Source organism: Parabacteroides sp. AT13, assembly GCF_002272965.1.
Lineage (GTDB): Bacteria > Bacteroidota > Bacteroidia > Bacteroidales > Tannerellaceae > Parabacteroides > Parabacteroides distasonis.
The window spans coordinates 2,440,290-2,461,513 of record NZ_NQMH01000001.1; the positions used below are offsets into that span (position 1 = coordinate 2,440,290).

Sequence of the window (21,224 nt, forward strand, 5' to 3'; positions counted from 1 at the left end):
GAGAACTATATAAATAGATTATGTTGACAGCAAAAGAAATCCGTGAATCCTTCAAGCAATTCTTCGCTTCTAAGGAACACCAGATCGTGCCTTCCGCTCCAATGGTGGTGAAGGGTGACCCCACGTTGATGTTTACGAACGCGGGAATGAATCAGTTTAAAGATATTATCTTGGGCAACGTGCCCCGTAAGTATCCTCGTGTCGCGGACTCTCAGAAATGTCTTCGTGTTAGCGGTAAGCATAACGATTTAGAGGAGGTAGGACATGATACCTATCATCATACGATGTTTGAGATGCTCGGAAACTGGTCGTTCGGAGATTATTTTAAGAAAGAGGCGATCAACTGGGCTTGGGAATACTTGGTAGAGGTATTGAAGCTGAATCCGGAGCGTTTATATGCCACCGTATTCGAGGGAAGCCCCGCTGAAGGCTTAGATCGTGATAACGAAGCTGCTGGTTATTGGGAGCAATATTTACCGAAAGATCATATTCTGAACGGTAACAAACATGATAACTTCTGGGAAATGGGGGATACGGGTCCTTGCGGTCCCTGTTCCGAGATCCATATCGACCTTCGTTCGGACGAGGAGCGTGCGGCGGTCAGCGGCGCCGATATGGTAAATAAGGATCATCCGCAGGTAATCGAGATCTGGAATCTTGTATTTATGCAATTCAACCGTAAGGCCGATGGTTCTTTGGAACCGCTGCCGGCTAAGGTGATCGATACCGGTATGGGATTCGAGCGTCTGTGTATGGCATTGCAGGGTAAGACCTCAAATTATGATACGGACGTATTCCAACCGATTATCAAGGTAATCGCGGGAATGGCGGGTACGACTTACGGTACGGATAAACAGCAAGACATCGCCATGCGTGTGATTGCCGACCACATCCGTACGATCGCTTTCGCTATCACGGACGGACAGTTGCCTTCCAACGCTAAGGCCGGTTATGTAATCCGTCGTATCTTGCGGCGTGCCGTTCGTTACGGTTATACGTTCTTGGATCGCAAGGAAGCGTTTATGTATAAGCTTTTGCCCGTATTGATCGAGACGATGGGCGACGCTTATCCGGAATTGATCGCTCAGAAAACCTTGATTGAGAAGGTTATCAAGGAGGAGGAAGAATCTTTCCTTCGTACCTTGGAAACCGGTATCCGTTTGCTGGATAAGAAAATGGAGGAGACGAAGGCTGCGGGCAAGACAGTCTTGAATGGCGTAGATGCCTTTACATTATATGATACCTACGGATTCCCGTTGGACTTGACGGAATTGATTCTTCGTGAGAACGGCATGGAAGCCGATATCGAGGCCTTCAATAAGGCTATGCAGAAGCAGAAAGAGCGTGCCCGTAACGCCGCCGCTATCGAGACAGGCGACTGGATCACGCTGAAAGAGGGTGAATGTAAGTTCGTGGGTTATGATTTGTTCGAATGCGAGGCAGAGATCTTGCGTTATCGCCAGATCAAACAAAAGAATAAAGTATTATACCAGATCGTTCTGGATCAAACCCCGTTCTATGCGGAAATGGGTGGACAGGTCGGTGATACGGGTTGGTTGATCGCCGACGACGAGAAGATCGACGTGATCGATACGAAACGTGAGAATAACTTGCCGGTTCATTTGGTAGCGAAACTCCCGAAAGATGTGACAGCTACTTTTACTGCGAAGATCAACGAGAAAAAGCGTATCCAGTGTGAGTGTAACCACTCTGCCACGCACCTTTTGCATGAGGCGTTGCGTGAGGTATTAGGTACGCACGTAGAGCAGAAAGGTTCGTATGTTTCGCCTGATTCTTTACGTTTCGACTTCTCTCATTTCCAAAAAGTGACGGACGAGGAAATCCGTAAGGTGGAAATATTGGTTGGAGAGAAGATCCGTGCGAACTTCCCGTTGGAAGAGCATCGCAATATGCCGATCGCCGAAGCAAAGGCGCTAGGGGCTATGGCTTTGTTCGGTGAGAAATATGGCGATGAGGTACGTGTCGTGAAATACGGAAGCTCCGTGGAGCTATGTGGTGGTACGCATATCCCGGCAACCGGTATGATCGGTTCTTTGCGCGTGATAGGAGAGAGCTCTATCGCCGCAGGAGTCCGTCGTATAGAGGCGGTTACGGCCGAGGGCGCCGAGCAATTCGTATATGCCCAGCAAGATCTGATCCGTGAGTTGCGTGCGTTGATGAACCATATGCCGAATTTGGCGCAAGCGATGAAAAAGTCTATCGAGGAGAACGCCGAGATGAAGAAACAGATCGAGGATTATATCCGTGAGAAGTCTATGCGTTTGAAAGAGGAGATCGTGGCGAAAGCTTCGGAGAGCAATGGTATCAAGGTTATGCAGTTCGTTGGTAAGGCAAATGCGGACGCTATGAAGAACGTGGCTTTCCAGATCAAGGCGGAGACAACCGATAGCTTTGTCTTTGTTGCCGGTATCATAGACGATAACAAATGCACGCTCATGCTTATGTTAAGCGATGATTTGGTGAAAGAGGGCTTGCATGCCGGTAAGATCGTAAAAGAGGCCGCTAAGCATATCCAAGGCGGTGGTGGTGGACAACCCCATTTCGCTACGGCCGGCGGTAAGAACATGGAGGGCCTTTCCATTGCGGTTGGCGCTGTGAAAGAGGCTGTTGGAGTACAGTAAAATCGGTTCGGAAGAAATTGACTTTTCTTTCGGACTTAATGATAGATTCCTTCGGATCGAATAAGAATTCCATCCGAAGGAATTTTTTTATGTCGTTTTGATAATCGGAATACATGTTTTACCTTTGTGGTCTAAGGTTTTAAATAAAAAAGATATGTCAGAGCAAAAAGTGGTTATTTGCAAGGACCTGAAATCGGAACTGCAAGATTTTCTCTCCTCTCTAAAATACGATAAGTTGTTCATCCTTATGGATACGAATACCAAAGAGAAATGTTTTCCCTTGGTAGAGGATATACCGGCCTTTCAAAAGGCGCCGATTCTCGTGATGGAAGCGGGTGATATGAATAAGGGTTTTGTCTCATTAGCCCAGATATGGACAGCTTTGTCGAATGAGGGGGCTTCCCGTAACTCCTTGCTGGTGAATTTGGGCGGCGGTATGATTACGGATATGGGTGGTTTTGCCGGCGCTACTTTCAAGCGGGGCATCCGTACGATCAATATCCCTACGACCTTGATGGCGTCCGTCGATGCTGCGGTTGGCGGTAAGACGGGTATAAACTTCAATGGGTTGAAGAACGAGGTCGGTTCTTTTTATCCCCCCTTGTGTGTATTCATCGATTGCGATTTTTTGCGCACGTTGGATCGCGATAATATCCTTTCCGGTTATGCGGAGATGATCAAGCACGGGTTGATTAGTTCGATGGAGAATTATGCGTCTGTCATGCTTTTTGATATCGACACCATGAATTATTCGTATTTGAATAGTTTGGTAGGCCAGTCGGTCGCCGTGAAAGAGCGGATCGTAGAGGAAGATCCCAAGGAACAAGGTATTCGTAAGGCATTGAATTTCGGTCATACGATCGGCCACGCTTTCGAGAGCTTGTCTTTCCTGAAAATGCGTCCGATCTTGCATGGTCATGCGGTAGCGGCGGGTATCGTGAGCGAGCTTTACCTCTCGCATAAGCTGTGTGGCTTCCCGATGGAGAAATTGAGTCAAGTCGTTTATTATATAAAAGAGTATTATCCGGCGCTCTTCTTTGACTGCACGGACTACGATACCTTATATGAGTTAATGACACATGATAAAAAGAATGAGGGCGGTATCATCAACTTCACTTTACTGAAAAATGTAGGGGATGTCCGTATCAACCAATCGGTCACCAAGGAAAAAATCTTGGAGTCTCTTGATTTTTATCGTGAAAGTTTTGGCATTTAACGGAAAAAAACTACCTTTGCACCCGTAAAATAAAAGCGGGATGTAGCTCAGCCCGGTTAGAGTACGCGTCTGGGGGGCGTGTGGTCGCTGGTTCGAATCCAGTCATCCCGACTAAAGCTGAGAGAAAAGGAGTTAAGTCTATGGCTTAACTCCTTTTTTTGCTCTCTATCACTTTCCTAAAACAATGAGGCAGTAGAAATTCCGACTCCCCCGATATTCATGGGGGATAGCCTTAAATCATGACAATAGATTAAAATTGATATATTCCCGTTTGAATTTAGTGCGGTCATTCCAGCCTATTTTAGCCATTATTTCTGTTAATGGTTGCTTAGTGCCGACTTATCGGTGCATGCTCTGTGAGTTCAAAGTCTTTTGGGGCACGATTGTTTATCGGAGTAGGGAGGCCTAGCTGTTTGATAGAGTGCCATTGGCTACTGAAGTGAATAACTAACGGCTTGTCGAATGAATAACTAGCGGCTATATATAGCCGCTAACTAACGGCTCGGGAAGTGAATAACTGATCACTTGGAAAGCCTTCTACGGCCTGCGAAATCAAGTATGCGTTAACCTAGAGGAGGATTTTTGGAAATTATATTATATATGTACACGTACATTAAAGAATATGATGTATATGAATAGGCTTTAGTAATACATACCAATAATATCAAGGACTGATTTATCTAATAAAACGGCTAGTATAAACGATCGTTTTAATTCGTCATTTGCAAAGGTACGCGTTTCTTTGATACCTGCAACCCTTCCGAGCTATTTTTTTCATCCCTTATTCGCTTTCTTATCAATAGGATAGCCTATCTTTCACGAAACAACCGATTCCGTAAACAAACCTCCCGTTTTCCCTCTTCAAAAACGCAAGATCTAAATGATGGTCTAGACTAGTCGTTTTGGTATGGCGAAGGATAATTAAAGAGTTGAGAGATATTTAATTAACACTATTATTAATATTTAAATTAGAGATTATGAACAAGAGAATTTCTACTATGTTTGCGTCGTTCTTGCTTATGGCAGGTGTGGCGTTTGCTGCGGATGGAACTACTTATTCTCAGAAGGAAGCTAAGCCAACAGAAGGTCTGAAAGTCTATTTGGGAAATGAAGAGGGTACATCTTTCTTGAAATCAGCGAAAGTGACGGACGCTGCTTATAAGTTTGCGAATACCGTTACAGAAAGCGAAGCTGGTGTCTTCACGGTTACAGGCGTAAAGACCGAGAATGGTAAATTGATGTTTAAACTGGTAGACGCTGCTGGAAAGGTGGTTTATGGTAAGGAAGGATCCACGGTTGTTGAGGCCGCTAGCGAGGATGATGTGAAGAAAGGTTATTGTTGGTTTGCTTATGATGACAATAATACCGCTGATAACTATAATGATGATAAAATTACATTAGGAGGTAAACCTTTGGCTTATGATATGGCTACTGCCGCAAACGTAGCAAAAATGCTTATCGCTAAAAAAGGAACAACCTCTAATGATTTAAACAGCAATCTTTCCGGTAAAGGTTTCTCTTTTAAATTCCCGAACGCCGCTTCCGAGGCTGACGTGAATCCGTTTGGAGAGCAGATGTTCGCTATCGACGCTTCTACTGTTAATTCTACTGGAGTTTGGTGAGACTGAGGTTTCCGGCGAGTGCTTCGTTGTAGCTAACGCCGCCGGTTTGAAGTTGGCTAAAGAGGGTGGTGTAACCGCGGATAACTTGAAAGCCGCTACTTTCATCGTATTGAACCCGAACGCTACATTCGGTATCACGAGCTTGGATGCTGCTAAAGGTGAGGGTTTCGGTTTCACTACCGTAAAGGGCGAGAAACTGAACGCTACCAATGTTAAGAAAGACGGTAAGATCGCTTTCATGAACGCTATCTATAGTGTTTCTGAAGAAGACTTGGCAAACAAGGCTGGTCAATATACGATCAAGATGACAGGTGTGAAGGTAACGAAGGGCGCAGATGAGAACTTTGGTTCAGAGTTAACTGTTTATGTAGGAGCTTATTCCTTGACCACTGGTGGTTTGAAGACTTATATCACTACGAAGGGTTCCACTGATAAGCTTTCCTTGGCCCAGACTACAGGAAATACATGGGCAAAGGCTTCTGATCTGTTGAAGACTGACGGTGCCGCTATCTATAATATCTACTTCACAGGAACTAAACCTGCCGATGGTGAAGAAAGTGAGTCTTTGTATGGTAAATATTTGGTTTCTACGTATGCGAAAACTGAAGAGGCTCATGCTACCGCTTCTTTCTCTAACGAGGCTTTGGCTCCTGCTAAGGTTGACTTGAAGGCTCCTGTTGCACAATGGGTAATTGTAAGTATGCAGGGTTCCGGTGCTGTTACGTTTAAGAATCTTGAGACGAATGAAACGTTTAATGCTAATTTGTATAAGACAGACAAGGCTGGAATTTATCAAGCCGTAAAGACTTCGGTTGGTGATATTCCTGCCGAGAATATCAAATTAGTTGCCGTAAGCGCTAATGAAGGCTTCTTGACTCTTTCTGACGCTCAATTGAAGCAAAAGGCTCAGTTGGTATTTAATGGCGAGTCCTCTGTTGCCGTAGAGAAAGTGTATATGAGCTGTAATGCCGATGATTCTAAATTTGAGCCGGTAAGTGATGCCGCTAAGAGCTACGCTTGGAGCTTGGAGAAGGCAGAGGCTGTTAAAAACAATGTTGAGTACATCTATTTGAAGGATGACGAGGTGGCTAAGAAGAAAGCGGATATGTTGACTATTCAAGCTTACTATTTGGTTGACGATAAGAAGGGTTTGAATCATGAGGGTTCTGATTATAAGTTGGTTGATCATAACGATAAGAAAGCGGACAATCTTTCTCGCTTGGTATTCAAGAAGAACGTTGACGGCACTTATTCCGTAATCTGCTTGGATGAGGCTCTTGACGCTGACGAGGCTGCCGATAATTATATAGAAGTTGTCAAGGCTGACGCTAAAATGTTGAAAGTGGATGTGAATACTCCTAGCTTCGCTGAAGTTCCTGTTGGCTCGGAAAAGGCGGATTATGCGAAAGTAGTGGTAGATTTCTTCCAGATGGGTGCTAGCTTGGATGCTGTTCCGAGACATGCGACATTGGATAGTGAGGAAGGTTCAATCTCCTTGAAGGAAAACAAGAATGGTATCCTTGAGGGTATCATTGGCGCGGAGGGTTTGACTTTCTGGTTGGATACGGCGGATAGCAAGGCAGAGCTTCCTTCTTTCTATATCTCTAAAGGTATCGCTGAAGGTGACTCCGTTGCTCCGGTAAGAAATTTCTTGTATTTCGCTCAAGACTCATTACGTTATTGGAATGAGGCTCAAGCTAAGTTTACTTATGACGAGAACTATGGCTTGGAAGGTACTTATGGAGCTGAAGCTAATCAGAATACAGATGTTAAAGCCATTTTCCGTCCGGCTACTTTAGCAGGTGTTGATACGATCAATACAACTGTAAACGGAAAGAATGTGGTTGTTGCGGCAGAAGCTAAGGAAGATGTTTGCCTTGGAGGTATAAATAACTTCAAATTTTATATCACGAAGTTGGATGCCGGTTATTCGGTGAGACCGGTAGACCAACCTACAAAATATTTGTATGCGTTGAACGGTAAGTTAGGCTTTACTTCTGATACTTCTAAAGCGTTGCCGGTAACAGTAGGTGAGGGTAATCCTACATCTAATGAGTCTATCGATAACTCTGCGTCTTCTTCTGTCGTAGTGATCGGCAACGCCGGTTCCGTAACGATCCAAGGCGCTCAAGGCGAGACTGCTTATGTTCGCAACTTGTTGGGTATGCCGTTGGCAGAGACAGTTGTCACTTCCGATAACGCTACGATCGCTGTTCCTGCTGGAATCGTTCTTGTAACGGTTGGCGACGAGACTGTAAAGGTGGTCGTTAAATAAGACATGTAAAGGAATAATGAAAAGATAAATCGAAAATCATTCCCGTGCGGATTATCCAAGTACCCCGAGAGGGCGAACAAGCGGGAATGGATTAATATTAATACTAAAGTAATAAATTAAAGTTCATCCGTAAGTACTTCCGTGAGGATGGAAACGGATCAAAGGCAAGGGGAGACAGTATTGCGCTGTTTCCCCTTATTTGTTGATAAGGGTAGATAAGGGCTTTGTTGGTGAAATGGACGGTATTCGATCTTTTTGATTGATATAAGGGGGATATCGTGACATACCCTTTTTGAGAGAGGTATGAAGTAGGGGAGATCGGAGGGGTATAAATAGCCTTTTTCATGCAAAAGGACCACTTTTTACACACGATAGGTGGTAAAAGGCAGTGCGACTAGTCGTGTTTGGCAACGACAGTAGTGCCGTTGGGCATCGTAAACAGTCATGAATAGGGTTGTTAGTACTCATGAATGGGCATCGTAACCCTGTTATATCCCTGTCGTAACTCAATGAGATAGCCCGGATAAGCTATAGGATATGAATTAGGATGAATTAAATTCGCTAGGATAAAAGGCTGTTTTTAACTAATGCCGTATAAGACAAATGATTGCTAATATTTTTTCTCGTATTTGGGGATAAGCTGTACGTTTGCCCGAAAAAAGTGATTCTCGGGCAGTTGAGTTTACAAATTGACAAAATGCCAAGGTGCTTTTTTTGTGAGCTTATAGGAAGGGCTAGATCCGAAAACAAACCTTGATTTTAGAGAATGGCATGGGATAAATTCCATGCTTGTACGTGCTTTATTCCTTCTTTGGAAGGAAGCGGCAAATCATCGAGCGAGACAACGATCTTCTCGTAATTATCCTCAATGGCCTCTAACGAGGCATATTCCCGTTCGATGGTTTCTTTGTCGATTAGTAAATAAGTGGATTGGAGATAGATAACCCTCTCTCCTTTGATAGCGACGAAATCCACCTCTTTGTTCTTTATGCTACCTACGTATATTTGATAGCCGGCCCTTAATAAATCTAGATAAATGAGGTTTTCTAGTTTATACCCAATGCCGTAGCCAAAGCCTTGATATAAATAATTGTTGAAACCTAGGTCATTGATGTAATACTTACAATTCCCGGCGATGGTCTCCTTTCCCTTGATTTGGTATTTCTCGACTTTATGTACCAAAAAAGTGTCCTCTATGTAACTAATGTAGGAGGCGATCGTATCATAGCTGGTCTTCCTTCCCGAGCTCTTGAAATAATTGGTGATATTCCGAATTGATATTAAATTAGATGCGTTATTTACCAGATAGACAAAAATGTCCTCAAGCAACTTAGCGTCTTTTATGTTTTGTCTTTGTATGATATCACGTAGTAATACGGTGTCTTTTAATGCGGATATATAATTTCTTTGTACTTCTGGTTGAGATAGATGGTATAATTCAGGCATACCACTACTTTGCATATATTCTAGGTAGTGTACCTTGTTGTTTTCTTTTTGGGTGATTCCAAGAAACTCTGTGTATGAAAAAGGATAGATGGCAAATTCCACATAACGTCCGGCTAATAACGTGGCGAGTTCTCCAGATAGCATTTTAGAGTTGGAGCCACTAATGAATAACTCATATTCGGCGGTATAGTCTTGTGAGTATGAGTTGGCGAAGCGTTCCCATCCCTCTACATTTTGGATTTCGTCAATGAACAGATAGATACGACCTTGAGGATTTATTTGTTTTAAGTAGAGATTAAACAGGGAATCAAGATCTTCATTGGTTTTCAAAAAATAGAAGGCGGATAGCTCACAGTTAATGAAGAATATATTTCGGGGATTTACTCCACTATTGGCGAGATGGCTAGCTAACTGACGAAGGAGATAGCTTTTCCCTACACGTCGCTGTCCTACCAAGACTTTGATTAATCTGTTTCCGGTGTAGGATAATATCCTATCTAAATAATCTTGCCGTTTATAGCCTGTTGGAAAATCGTTTCCACCCCATAGGTTATACTTCTCTAATGTCTTAAATCTATCGTCCATACTCGAAACTTTTGCGTAAAAGTACAAAAGTTTCGAATGAACTCGAAACTTTTCCCGTTAAGAATGGGATATACCCTCAAAAAAATAACGGCAACCGCCTTCCGCCGAAAGCCGAGTTGCCGTTCAAAGTTAGGAATAAGGTTTGGTTTGTTCCTTTGTAATGATTCTAACATTAATATGTAATGAGAGTTTTCTACATTTTATCGATACAAAAGTAAATGCCACTTGTTACGATTTGATTACGGGAGTGTTACATTTTTAGTAAAGGTCTCGCCAAATCGGTTGATAACCTTGATCTGTACGTCTTTGACTCCGGCAGAAGGGTGGCAACGGAATAAGTGCGATGTATGATATCCGGAAGGTTTTCCGTGCATGTCGATATAGTCTTGGTCTTCATCATCGAATTGCTCCATGCGACCTTTCTCTATGCCGTTTTCGCTCCATGTAACTTGGTAGGTCGGGTCCCAATCCCATACGTTCACCACTAGGTAATCCGCTTGCGATTTGAACTCATTCGGCTTATAAACCCTGAATTGATAATTCGAATCATGGCCGGTTGCCTTATAATACCAAGTAGCGGCATTCCCTTTCACCTCAACGACCAGATAACCGTTCGGGGTGCCGCACCGGTTTACATGGCCGGCCCACCAAGCTCCGCAAGCGGCTCCGATATTATGCTCGTACAGATTCGGTGTGACTTGGTTGTTCTCGAAGAAATGCGTATGCCCGGCGAAGATATGGACATTATAAGGGCTGACGATCTCTTTCAGGCTCTCAGCGTCCTCGGCGTTTCCTCCCCCTTTATCCGTCTGGTTGAATACCGGGGCATGTACGTTGATAAATACAAGTGTTCCGGGTTTAACGTAACTCAGGTCGTTTTTCAGCCATTCCAGTTGTTCCTTTCCGAAGCGTTCGTCATATTTCTTGTCTTTATAATAATCAATATCTTTTAAGGTGATGATATGTGCATCCCCGACATTGAACGAATAATTGTAAGGGCCGAAATGATCCTCGTAGATACGCTCCGCATAGCTCTCCTCGGTTACCTTTTGATTGGATAAGGCCGGGTAACGTAAGTCGTGGTCGTGATTGCCGATCACGGAGAACATCGGGATGCCTAAGACCGAGACCGCTTCCTTATAAGGAGTGAATAAATCCATGCGATCCCAAGTAATGTCTCCCAGCGCCATACCGTAGACCTCTTTTCCTTGGTAGCGCTCTATAGTCTGCTTCAAGTCGGGGATGGTCTCTTCACGGAAACGTTTCATCTGCCGTTCGTCGATGGTCTGAGGATCGGAGATTGCCAAGTAGACAAACCCGTCGATTGGCTGTTTCCTAGGGGTGAGCGTAAAATCATGTTCATTGATCTCTTTACTTTTATCAAGTTGCTGATAGAAAAGATCCGGTATACCTTTTGTTTGCTCGATCTCATAGTCACCCGGTACGGAGAGGTAGACAAAGCGGCTTTTGTCCAGATTCGAATCTAGGCTATATTCTCCCCGCTCATTTGTTTGCGTGAAATTATAACCATCCGTAACGACTACGCCTTGTAGCGGTTTGCCTGCCGTATCGGATACAGTGCCTCTTACGGTAGCGGCTTGCGCTATCCAAGTGGATAACGCAAGTAAAAGCGTGAATGATAAGAATTGTTTCTTCATCGTAATTTTTTTTATGATTTGAATATAGAATATGTTAGTTAGAATTTATAACGTACGCCGATTTGAATCTGCCAAGGGTTTCCGTTCATATTGGATACACCCGTGTTTTTGTTTACGTTATATACGTATTGCTTCTTCTCCGCGTCAAAACTCTTGATGGAGTAGATATTCTGCTTGCCTAGATTATGTCCGGCACCCCAGTCCTTGTTCAGCATATTCAGGAAATTGAAAAAGTCTATCGAGGCCTCGATGGAATGAGTCTTATAGATCTTGAAGTTCTTGTTCAAGCGCAAATCGAAAGTACCGTAGAAGCCATTTACGCCACCGTTACGCTCGGCAACCTTCCCATAGTTTTTACGGATATAATCTTTTACGCTCTTCTCCGCTTCCGGGTTGTCCAAGATCGCTTGGATACCCTCACGAAGATATTGAGGCGTATTACTATCGTTCGGGTCATAGATATAAGCCAAGTCGTTGGATGATACGAAATCACCGTTCATATTACCACTAACCGCTAAAGAGTAGCGGGTTCCACCGATCCCGGAGAAACGCAAGCCTACGCTGATTCCCCAGAAAGAAGGAGCCGTACCGTAGAATACGACCTTATGGCGGAATTGGTTGTCCGAGTAAGTCATGGTACTCAAATCACGAGGATCATCTTTTACCATCAAGGCTAGAGTCGCTGTATTCGCTACGTTACCGTTGTAAGAGGTGTTATCCTTGGAATCGTTCCACGTATAGCTGAAAGAAAGCTCGCCATCCTTGAAATAACGCCAAGTTCCATCTACCACGAACGCATATTGGTTGATTTTTCCATCGCTGATTAATTCCAGCACACGGCCTACCTTATCACTTTTACGTCCTTGCATCCAGTCGGTAGCTCCGTTCTTGGTATTGATACTCTCGGCGGGGACGAACACGCCACGATTCCCCTCGGCGGCGATACGGAAGTAAGGCTCATCCACCATATTACGGTCTACGTACATATAATTATGGCGTGCCCAGTTGGCGTAAGCACTGATACCTACCCGCAAGCGATCGGAGAAGAAATGCGTGTAGCTGGCGTTCAACTTATATACTACCGGTACACGGGCATCCTTACTATTCATATTGATCGTGCTGATCTTTTGGATATTCGGGTTGTTGAATAAATCAACGCCCGGAGCGGTAGAAGGATCTTTGCGGTATGCCGGGAAATTCGGTGTCGGAACCAAATTGCCTTGTATATCCACGGACGCTACCTTCGTACCGTCGAACAGCATATTGTTGATCATGGAATAGTTGTTTAAATCCGAACCGAAGATACCGGCGCCAAGGCGGATAATATCTTGATGTTTATCATTCACGTCCCACGTGAATTGAACGCGGGGTTGCAACTGGAAGGTGGAGATTACGTTGTCCGTACGTAAGCCTAGTTCGTCATAAACAGTCTGGTTAAAGTTCGCGTGGTTGAAATAACGGGTATAATCCGCACGGATACCGGCCATGACCTCGAATCCGGTGAAAAGCTTCGTTTGTAATTGTCCGTAGATAGCGGAGTTCAAGGTATTCATCTTTACGGTAGGATCATCTACCAAGGCGATTTCCCGGGCATAGCGGTAAGGAGTCATATTCTCGAAATTATCCAGTCCCGTGAAATAAAACCGTCCGTTCATCTCACTGCCGTAGAGTGATTTCATATTGGTGTACATGAAGTCCGCTCCGAATGTATAGTTGATGCGGTCCGTATTATAATACATATTGTCTACCAATTGAAGTACATTATCCTTGAAATGTTCGGGAGCGTAGCGTTGACCTCCAAGTTGGATGGAAGTGTACATGCTTTTGTCACCAGATATAGATTCCACGTTCTCTACGATTGCTCTTGGGATATTAGAGCTTGGCAATTGCTTGTTCGGGGTCGTGGCCTCGTAAACCAAGAAATGTTGAAGCTTCAACTCGTTGGTCAGCTTTGGGCTTAATACCGAGCGTAAGGTAGCGAGTAAGCTGTTGTTATGCGATTTGCGGTCGATCCAAACCTCGTAAAGATTGATACTGGAGTTATCGCTCTCGCTCTGTTTATTATCCTCGTTGATGAAATTATTGCGAATGGTTAACAAGTTGGTTGCGTTCAACTGCCAGTCGATACGGGCGAAGACCGCGTTCGTCTGCTTCTTCTTACCGAACTCCCCGAATTGAGGGTCATTTGAGACTCCGTATTTAGTACGGGCGATATCCAGATAACGGTCTAGCGTAGATTGAGTGACATTATAGCGAGACTCGTCCGCCGCCGTCTTGATATCCGCTATATAAATCGGACGGGAATCCTGTTGGTGATCCCATACGACATAGAAGTGCGCACGGTCTTTCACGATCGGGCCTCCCAAAGAGAAACCATATTGATAGGTAGAGAAGTCGGAAGTCGATTTATTTCCCCGTATATCATAGGAACTGGATAACCAATCGGCACGACCGAATCCGAATACACTTCCGGTGAAAGTATTGGTTCCTGATTTCGTGACAGCGCTCACGGTGCCGCCCCCGGAACGTCCGTTGGTCACGTCATATTGATTGGTTACCACCTCAAACTCGCGGACGGCTTCCATGGATATCGTATAAGCGCCGGAAGTCGTTCCGCTCGCTACGGTTCCTTTAGCCGTCATACCGTCGATGGTGTAATTCGTTGAGGATGATAATTGCCCGGCGATATTTCCTCCGCTACTCAATGGCGAGAGATCCATCAGGGAGGTGAAGTTACGGCCGTTTACCGGAAGCTTCGTGATATTTTGAGCGGAGATAGATGTTGCCGCGCCGATCTTCGGAACCATGTTCTTCAAGGAATTAGCGACTACCTCGACAGCTTGGATCTCCACCGATTCCTCCGCTAGCTTGAAATCCACTCGAAGCATATCCCCTTGGTTCAATGCGTATCCTGTCTTTTTCTGTTCCCCATAACCGATATAAGAAGCTGTAACGGTATAAGGAGAACCTAGCGGAAGCTGCTTGATGGTGTATTCTCCTTTATCGTTCGTGATAGAGCCCGTGAAGAATCCGGTAGATTCATTCTTGACTTGGATCGTGGCTCCGATCACTGATTCCCCTTTATTATCCACGACCGTACCGGTGATAATCGCTTGCGTTCCTTGCGCAGACAAGAGAGCCGGCAAGCAATTAAAAAATAACAAACAGGCAAGCAGCCTGCATGTAAGTTTGTTAAACATCCTCATAATAATCTTTTTAAAATTAAACCTAAATATCTTTTACGGCGCAAAAGTAAGTGTCCGGTTTTGCAAAGAGATTACATCCGTGTGTAGGTTTAAATAAAGAAAAAAGCCTAATGAAGGATATCCATTAGGCTCAACGAGAAAATTATAAATGTGTCTATAAAAAAGAAGGTTAGTCCTCGTCCAAAGTCTTGATAATGGTAGATGCTATCTTGGATGAACTCTTGCGGCTGCTCTTTCTGAGTTTATCCGGGTTCTCAAGATTCATGCAGGTAAAGAAGTTATTCCCCCTATATACCTCATTTTTATCTTTGTCGAATAAGGTATAGCTGACGATATGGAAAAGCGTGCGCAAGGGTTGGTCTTGCCATTTAAGATAATGCTGGTTTAATACTAGCAGATAATCAGCGTCAGCATTATCCAATACCTTTTGTAACTCTTCGGTCGGCACGGCTGAAAGATCGGAATAGCAATCCTCGCTCTCCCCGTTAACCTTGATCTCATTCAGTACCTGTCCGGTCACTTGTGTAGCGTTTGCCGGAATAAACTTGCAATCTCCGTTCTTTACGGATGCGGCGATATTCTCGGCGATGATCGTATTATACGTTTGGTCGATACTATCCGCTTTCATACCGGTCTCTTCGGCGATCATCCCATTGTAGAAATAGTTTGATTTCACGTTATCGTGCAAACCTACGATGAGAATTTGCTTTGCATGATAATTGTCACCTTCCTTCTTACTTTCTTTAGCGTTCGCTGCTATAGAAGCTACGGCTAAAAAGAACATAACCGTAAAGATTCTGATTTTAAATAACCTTTCCATGATTCTTCTATTAAATTCTGTGTCTATTAATTTCGGAGGCAAAGATATTAGCGGGGTGTTGCAGGGATATTACGGTTGTATAAAGTAATAGTTACCGATAATCCCCCCTGTACCGGCTTGGATATTAAAATCGTGGATTCGTTGTAAAGTCTATTCTACCGTGTGGATGAGTTCAATCAAAAGGCGGTTACCAAGAAACTTTAAGGAGATATAGAAACAAGGGTTGTTTTTAAGGTTCAAAGAACGCTAAAAACAACCCCTGTTATTTTTACTTATTATTCTCGATCCACTTGCGAGCGTTCACGAACGCCTCGATCCATGGAGTGACCTCGTCGTTCTCCTTACGGTCGGCGGGGTAATAACCGCACTGCCAAGGGAAGATCGCACGTTCGGGGTGAGGCATCATGGCTAAATGGCGGCCGTCCTTTGAGCAAACACCGGCAACGGACCAAGGAGAACCGTTCGGGTTGGCGGGATAGCCATCGTAGTTGTATTTAGCGATGATGTTGTACTCCTTCTCCTCGTAGGGGAACTCGAACTTACCTTCACCATGAGCTACCCATACACCCAACTTCGTGCCGCTCAAGGAGCCGAACATTACGGAGTTGTTTTTCGGGATCTCCAAGCTAACGAAGTTAGACTCGAACTTATGGGAATCATTGTGAACCATCTTATGCTTTTTCTCGTGCTCCGGATAAACCAAGCCTAACTCGGCCATCAACTGGCAACCGTTACAGATACCCATGCTCAACGTATCTTTACGTGCGTAATAGTTGTCGATCGCTTTCTTGGCTTTCTCGTTATACAAGAAACCGCCGGCCCAGCCCTTGGCGGAACCTAATACGTCGGAGTTGGAGAAACCACCGCAGAATACGATGAAGTTTACATCCTCCAAAGTCTCACGTCCGCTAGCCAAGTCCGTCATATGGACATCCTTCACGTCGAAACCAGCCAGATACAAGGCGTAAGCTGTCTCACGCTCGCATTGCGTACCCTTCTCACGGATTACCGCAGCCTTGATGCCGTTCGGAGCGCGGCGTTCGGCTGAGAGTCCGTAAGAAGAAAGCTTTCCGGTAAAGTCCTTGTGGAACTTGTACTGTACGGGCTGCATCTTATAGTTCTCGAAACGGTTTCCGGCACAAACGCTTCCGCTCTGCTTTACATCCAGTTTATAAGAAGATTCGTACCATACGTCACGCATATAGTCGATGCCGAAGTGATATTGGATGCCGTCTTTCGATACCAATACATGGCGCTCGTCGGTCGGTTTGGCGATGATGGCGAAACCTACGCCAGCTTCTTCCATCAACTTTTCGAATGCCTTCTTGTCCTTTACCTGAACCAAGATACCCGGATTCTCGGCAAACAGGATCTTCACGATATCGCTCTCGGAGATCTTATCCAAGTTGACATCCAAACCACCCTCTACGTTGGCGAAGCACATCTCTAACAGGGCGGTGATCATACCTCCCGCTGAGATATCGTGTCCGGCAAGGATGAGTCTCTTCTCGATCGCATCTTGTACGGCGTTGAAAGCGTCACGGAAGTATTCCGGATCTTTCACGGTCGGAACCTCATTACCCAGCTTGTTCAAAGCTTGAGCGAAAGCGGAACCACCCAACTTCAAGGTATCGAAAGAGAAGTCTATATAATAAATGTATGTATTCTTGTCTTGAGCTACTACCGGGGAGACGATTTTCTTGATATCGCTAACCTCTGCACCTGCGGAGATAATCACCGTACCCGGGGCGATCACCTTATCGTCGCCATATTTCTGCGTCATGGATAAGGAGTCCTTACCGGTCGGGATATTAATACCTAAGCTGCAAGCGAAGTCGGAAGCGGCTTGTACGGCTGTGTACAGACGGGCATCCTCACCTTCGTTACGGCACGGCCACATCCAGTTGGCACTTAAGGATACGCTCTCCAACTTATCTGTCAGCGGAGCGAATACGATATTGGTCAATGACTCGGCGATTGCCATAACGGAACCGGCGGCCGGATCAACCATGGCTACCTGGGGAGCGTGACCGATAGAAGTTGCGATACCAGCTTTCCCGCGGTAATCCAACGCTACGGCACCTAAGTCGCTCAACGGCAATTGTAATTCACCTTGACATTGCTGGCGGGCGATCTTACCGGTTACGGAACGGTCTACTTTGTTTGTTAACCAATCCTTGCAGGCTACGGCCTCCAATTGAAGTACGTTCTCCAAATAATGGTGAAGTTCGGATTCTTTGTAAACAACCGGTTGATAAGATTCAGTGACCGTATGGTCTGTCATAACCGTTCTAGGCGGTTTACCGAACATATATTCCAGCTTGATATCGATAGGTTTTACGCCGTCCGCTTGTTCGAAGACAAACTTCATGTCGTTAGTAGTCTCGCCTACCACATACATCGGGGCACGTTCACGATCCGCGATACGTTTTACACGGGCTACATCTTCTTCTTTCATCAATAAGCCCATGCGCTCTTGGCTCTCGTTTCCTACGATCTCCTTCGCTGAGAGAGTCGGGTCACCAATCGGCAATTTGCTCATATCGATGTGTCCGCCGGTAGCCTCCACCAACTCAGACAAGCAGTTGAGGTGTCCACCCGCGCCATGGTCATGGATAGAGACGATCGGGTTCTCGTCAGACTCGGCGATCGCACGGATCACGTTAGCCGCACGTTTCTGCATTTCCGGGTTGGCACGCTGTACGGCGTTCAACTCGATACCGCTTGTATATTGCCCCGTGTTTACGGAAGAGACGGCTCCACCACCCATACCGATACGGTAGTTATCGCCACCGATCACGACCACTTTCTCGCCCGGTTCCGGATCGCCCTTCAAGGCATCGCGCATATTTGCGAAACCTACACCGCCGGCAAGCATGATTACTTTGTCGTAAGCGTATTTCTTATCGTTCTCCGTGTGCTCGAAAGTCAATAAAGAACCACAGATAAGCGGCTGGCCAAATTTATTACCGAAATCGGAAGCGCCATTGGAAGCCTTGATCAAGATCTGCTCCGGAGTCTGGTATAACCAAGGACGAGGGTCTAGGACTTTCTCCCATTTGCGAGCGCCTTCCGTACGAGGGTAAGAGGTCATATAGACCGCTGTTCCCGCTATCGGCAAGGATGCCTTACCACCGCCCAGACGGTCACGAATCTCACCACCTGTTCCGGTAGCGGCACCGTTGAACGGCTCAACGGTTGTCGGGAAGTTATGCGTCTCGGCTTTCAAGGAGATAACCGTCTTGATATCTTTTACGGCGAAGAAATCGGGTTTGTCACCGGATAGGGGAGCGAATTGCTCTACCGTCGGTCCTTCATTGAACGCTACGTTATCTTTATAAGCGGAAACCAATTTATTAGGGTTCTCGGCGGAAGTTTTCTTGATCAAGTTGAACAAGGAACTTTCTTTTTCCTCGCCGTCGATGATGAATACACCTCCGAATATTTTATGTCGGCAGTGTTCCGAGTTTACTTGGGAGAAACCGAACACCTCGCTATCGGTCAACTTACGTCCCAACTTCTGGCTTACCTCGTTCAAGTAAGCGATCTCCTCTTGGCTTAGAGCCAAGCCCTCTTGTTGGTTGTACACTTCCAAATCCTCAATGTAGACAATAGGATCCGGTTTTTTACTGATCGTGAAGATCTCCTGATTCAAGCCATTGTAGATACGTTGCAACATCGGATCGTGATCCGCATCGCCAGAAGAAACAGGAAAATATTCCTCAATACGGGAAATACCGGTCAGGCCCATGTTCTGGGTAATTTCAACGGCGTTCGTACTCCACGGGGTAATCATTTCCCGGCGTGGCCCTACGTACCAGCCTTCCAATGTTTCTGATTGAACAGGAGTCGCCTCGCTAAACAACCAAACCAGTTTTTGAGTGTCTTCAGGAGAGAAAGCGTGCGCGGCCTCTACAGCCAGCACCGTCTTTGTTGAAGATTGAAAGAATAGAATCATATCGTTGATTTATTAGTATTTATCACGAAATAACGAATAAGCCTCTTTTAGAGAGTGCAAAGATAATGATTTCCCGTGAATTATTATGTCAATACGTTTTAAAAGAAAAGAGGGCGGAACCTCCCGGTCTCGCCCTCTCATGTCCCCTGCATAGTAAAAAATAAGAGTGTGTCTATATTCTACCAGCCTGCGTTCTGTTGTGCGGCTAGCGTGGGGTTTCTTAATATATCATTCAATGGAATCGGCCAAATAAAGCGTTTATCCGTGTACGGGATGAACTGTTTGCTGTTGCCGAACCATTCAGCTTTCACTTCTCCACCAACAACGAATGCGCCTTGGTTCTTCACATTGTTATATTCGATTTTAGCGGGAATACCACCGGACGGCAGCAAGTCGTCAGCCGCTAAACGATGAATGTCTTCCCAACGGCGACCTTCACCTTGGAACTCAATGCGACGCTCCCAAAGGATAGCTTCCACCAGTGCTTTCGTGTTGGCGAAATCGCTTGCCTTATACGTCTGTGTAGCGGGGTCGGCCAAAGAACGGTCTCTTACTTGATTCAATTTCTCCAATGCGAGAGTCTTGTCTCCCGCACGTGCGGCAGCCTCGGCCTCGTTTAGCAATACCTCGGCATAGCGCAGGATCGGGGCGTACTCTTCACGTGTTTGGGGATTCTGGTATTTATCACAGAAGTAATAATCGTCAGACGCACGATAAAGGACGAGGTTACGACGCTTGTCATCCCCTTTCCAGAATTTGGAGTTGTAAAGGGTAGGGGATGTCGGGCACATCGCACGGCCACCTTCACGGGCAGACATCATAGCGGACATAGCTCCATTTACAGACCCGTTATCTTGAGAGTCATTCGGAATGGAGAATATAGATTCCTGATTGTCTTTGTAAGAAACGAAAGGAGTGGCTGGATTGGTTTCCAGAATGAAACGTCCGCCTTCCAGTTTCTTAGCTTCAGTAACTACATTGTTCCAATCACGCATATGCAAATATACGCGCGTTTTCAGTGCTATGGCGGCACCTTTGCTTGCGCGGCCGATCTTATCGGCATCGATAATGTCCGGAAGCATGCTTTCCGCATTATTCAAGTCGCTTAATATCTGATCGTAAGTATCCTTAACGGTAGAACGGCCTATGCTTTGTTGCTCAGCGAGTTGGCTGGGATCATTTACGGCTTTCGTATAAATAGGCATACCGTAGTTATTGTTACCTTCTACGTTGTAGGGCAGGGCATAATGGATCATCAAGTTGTGATAGGTTAACGCACGTAAGAACAGGCATTCTCCTTTGTACTGATTCCCTTTCTCTTCGGTTATGACACCCGCAGCTACCGCACCTTCTATACCTGCGTATACCGTATTATAGCGGTTAATAGCCTCGAAAGAGGTTTCCCACATCGCCACGTTATTAGCGGTAGTCAAATTATAGGTCGCGGAATAGGTATAATCATAGAATTGGGCGGTTAGGTTCATATCTTCACCGCGCATTTCGCCTTGCAATATACTGGCCGCTCCAAAAGGATAACCGCGTGCCCACCCAAAGTCATTTGGATCTACGTACATACCACATTGTGCGGCATCGTAAGCTCCGACTACGGCTAACTCGCAACGTTCTTCTGTCCCGTATGCCGTAAGCTCGGAGAATTTGTCAACAGGTTCAAGGTCTACGACGTCGCTTTCGCAGGCGGTGAACACGGGTAGCGAGAACAGGGCTGTCCCTAACGCTACTACTGAAATGTTTTTATATAATTTCTTGTATAACATAATTGTAACTTTTCTTAGTTT

10 protein-coding genes and 1 tRNA gene are annotated in these 21,224 nt (G+C 45.4%); 5 read left to right on the plus strand and 6 right to left on the minus strand.

Annotated elements, in window-relative coordinates; translation table 11 throughout:
• Positions 1–20: 20 nt before the first annotated feature.
• The 5 genes from alaS to CI959_RS10210 all read left to right on the plus strand — a co-directional run bounded on the left by alaS (position 21) and on the right by CI959_RS10210 (position 7,755).
• Positions 21–2,642: an alanine--tRNA ligase gene (gene alaS, locus CI959_RS10195; protein ID WP_057316848.1), complete on the plus strand. Its 2,622-nt coding sequence runs from the start codon at positions 21–23 to the stop codon at positions 2,640–2,642.
• A 154-nt stretch (positions 2,643–2,796) separates the two neighbouring features.
• Positions 2,797–3,858: a 3-dehydroquinate synthase gene (gene aroB / locus CI959_RS10200; protein WP_005861282.1), complete on the plus strand. Its 1,062-nt coding sequence runs from the start codon at positions 2,797–2,799 to the stop codon at positions 3,856–3,858.
• Positions 3,859–3,894: 36 nt separating this feature from the next.
• Positions 3,895–3,969, plus strand: a tRNA-Pro gene (locus CI959_RS10205).
• Between the two features lie 866 nt (positions 3,970–4,835).
• Positions 4,836–5,480, plus strand: coding sequence for a hypothetical protein (locus CI959_RS21790; protein WP_253282327.1), 645 nt, complete (start codon positions 4,836–4,838; stop codon positions 5,478–5,480).
• The gene (locus CI959_RS10210) at positions 5,422–7,755 is read left to right on the plus strand and encodes a DUF6383 domain-containing protein (protein ID WP_253282326.1); all 2,334 of its coding nucleotides are present in this window, start codon (positions 5,422–5,424) and stop codon (positions 7,753–7,755) included. The genes CI959_RS21790 and CI959_RS10210 overlap by 59 nt, the downstream gene beginning before the upstream one ends.
• 759 nt (positions 7,756–8,514) lie before the next feature.
• Here the strand turns inward: CI959_RS10210 and CI959_RS10220 are convergent.
• The 6 genes from CI959_RS10220 to CI959_RS10245 all read right to left on the minus strand — a co-directional run bounded on the left by CI959_RS10220 (position 8,515) and on the right by CI959_RS10245 (position 21,203).
• The gene (locus CI959_RS10220; protein ID WP_005861286.1) at positions 8,515–9,786 is read right to left on the minus strand and encodes an ATP-binding protein; all 1,272 of its coding nucleotides are present in this window, start codon (positions 9,784–9,786) and stop codon (positions 8,515–8,517) included.
• Positions 9,787–10,025: 239 nt separating this feature from the next.
• Positions 10,026–11,444 carry a calcineurin-like phosphoesterase family protein gene (locus CI959_RS10225; RefSeq protein ID WP_057316846.1) on the minus strand — a complete coding sequence of 473 codons (1,419 nt, stop codon included), beginning with the start codon at positions 11,442–11,444 and terminating at the stop codon, positions 10,026–10,028.
• Positions 11,445–11,482: 38 nt separating this feature from the next.
• A complete protein-coding gene (locus tag CI959_RS10230) occupies positions 11,483–14,650 on the minus strand; it encodes a TonB-dependent receptor (protein WP_009276463.1) in 3,168 nt (1,055 codons plus the stop codon).
• Positions 14,651–14,819: 169 nt separating this feature from the next.
• Positions 14,820–15,470, minus strand: a complete 651-nt coding sequence (locus CI959_RS10235; protein WP_005861292.1) for a hypothetical protein — start codon at positions 15,468–15,470, stop codon at positions 14,820–14,822.
• 268 nt (positions 15,471–15,738) lie between these two features.
• Positions 15,739–19,428: a phosphoribosylformylglycinamidine synthase gene (gene purL / locus CI959_RS10240; RefSeq protein WP_057316844.1), complete on the minus strand. Its 3,690-nt coding sequence runs from the start codon at positions 19,426–19,428 to the stop codon at positions 15,739–15,741.
• Between the two features lie 179 nt (positions 19,429–19,607).
• Positions 19,608–21,203, minus strand: a complete 1,596-nt coding sequence (locus CI959_RS10245) for a RagB/SusD family nutrient uptake outer membrane protein (RefSeq protein ID WP_011966881.1) — start codon at positions 21,201–21,203, stop codon at positions 19,608–19,610.
• Positions 21,204–21,224: the final 21 nt, after the last annotated feature.

Bases quoted from the DNA above. Each gene is read 5' to 3' on its own strand.
- purL (WP_057316844.1), bottom strand. From the start codon at position 19,428: ATGATTCTATTCTTTCAATCTTCAACAAAGACGGTGCTGGCTGTAGAG.
- alaS (WP_057316848.1), top strand. From the start codon at position 21: ATGTTGACAGCAAAAGAAATCCGTGAATCCTTCAAGCAATTCTTCGCT.
- CI959_RS10230 (WP_009276463.1), bottom strand. From the start codon at position 14,650: ATGAGGATGTTTAACAAACTTACATGCAGGCTGCTTGCCTGTTTGTTA.
- CI959_RS10220 (WP_005861286.1), bottom strand. From the start codon at position 9,786: ATGGACGATAGATTTAAGACATTAGAGAAGTATAACCTATGGGGTGGA.
- CI959_RS21790 (WP_253282327.1), top strand. From the start codon at position 4,836: ATGAACAAGAGAATTTCTACTATGTTTGCGTCGTTCTTGCTTATGGCA.
- CI959_RS10245 (WP_011966881.1), bottom strand. From the start codon at position 21,203: ATGTTATACAAGAAATTATATAAAAACATTTCAGTAGTAGCGTTAGGG.
- CI959_RS10235 (WP_005861292.1), bottom strand. From the start codon at position 15,470: ATGGAAAGGTTATTTAAAATCAGAATCTTTACGGTTATGTTCTTTTTA.
- CI959_RS10225 (WP_057316846.1), bottom strand. From the start codon at position 11,444: ATGAAGAAACAATTCTTATCATTCACGCTTTTACTTGCGTTATCCACT.
- aroB (WP_005861282.1), top strand. From the start codon at position 2,797: ATGTCAGAGCAAAAAGTGGTTATTTGCAAGGACCTGAAATCGGAACTG.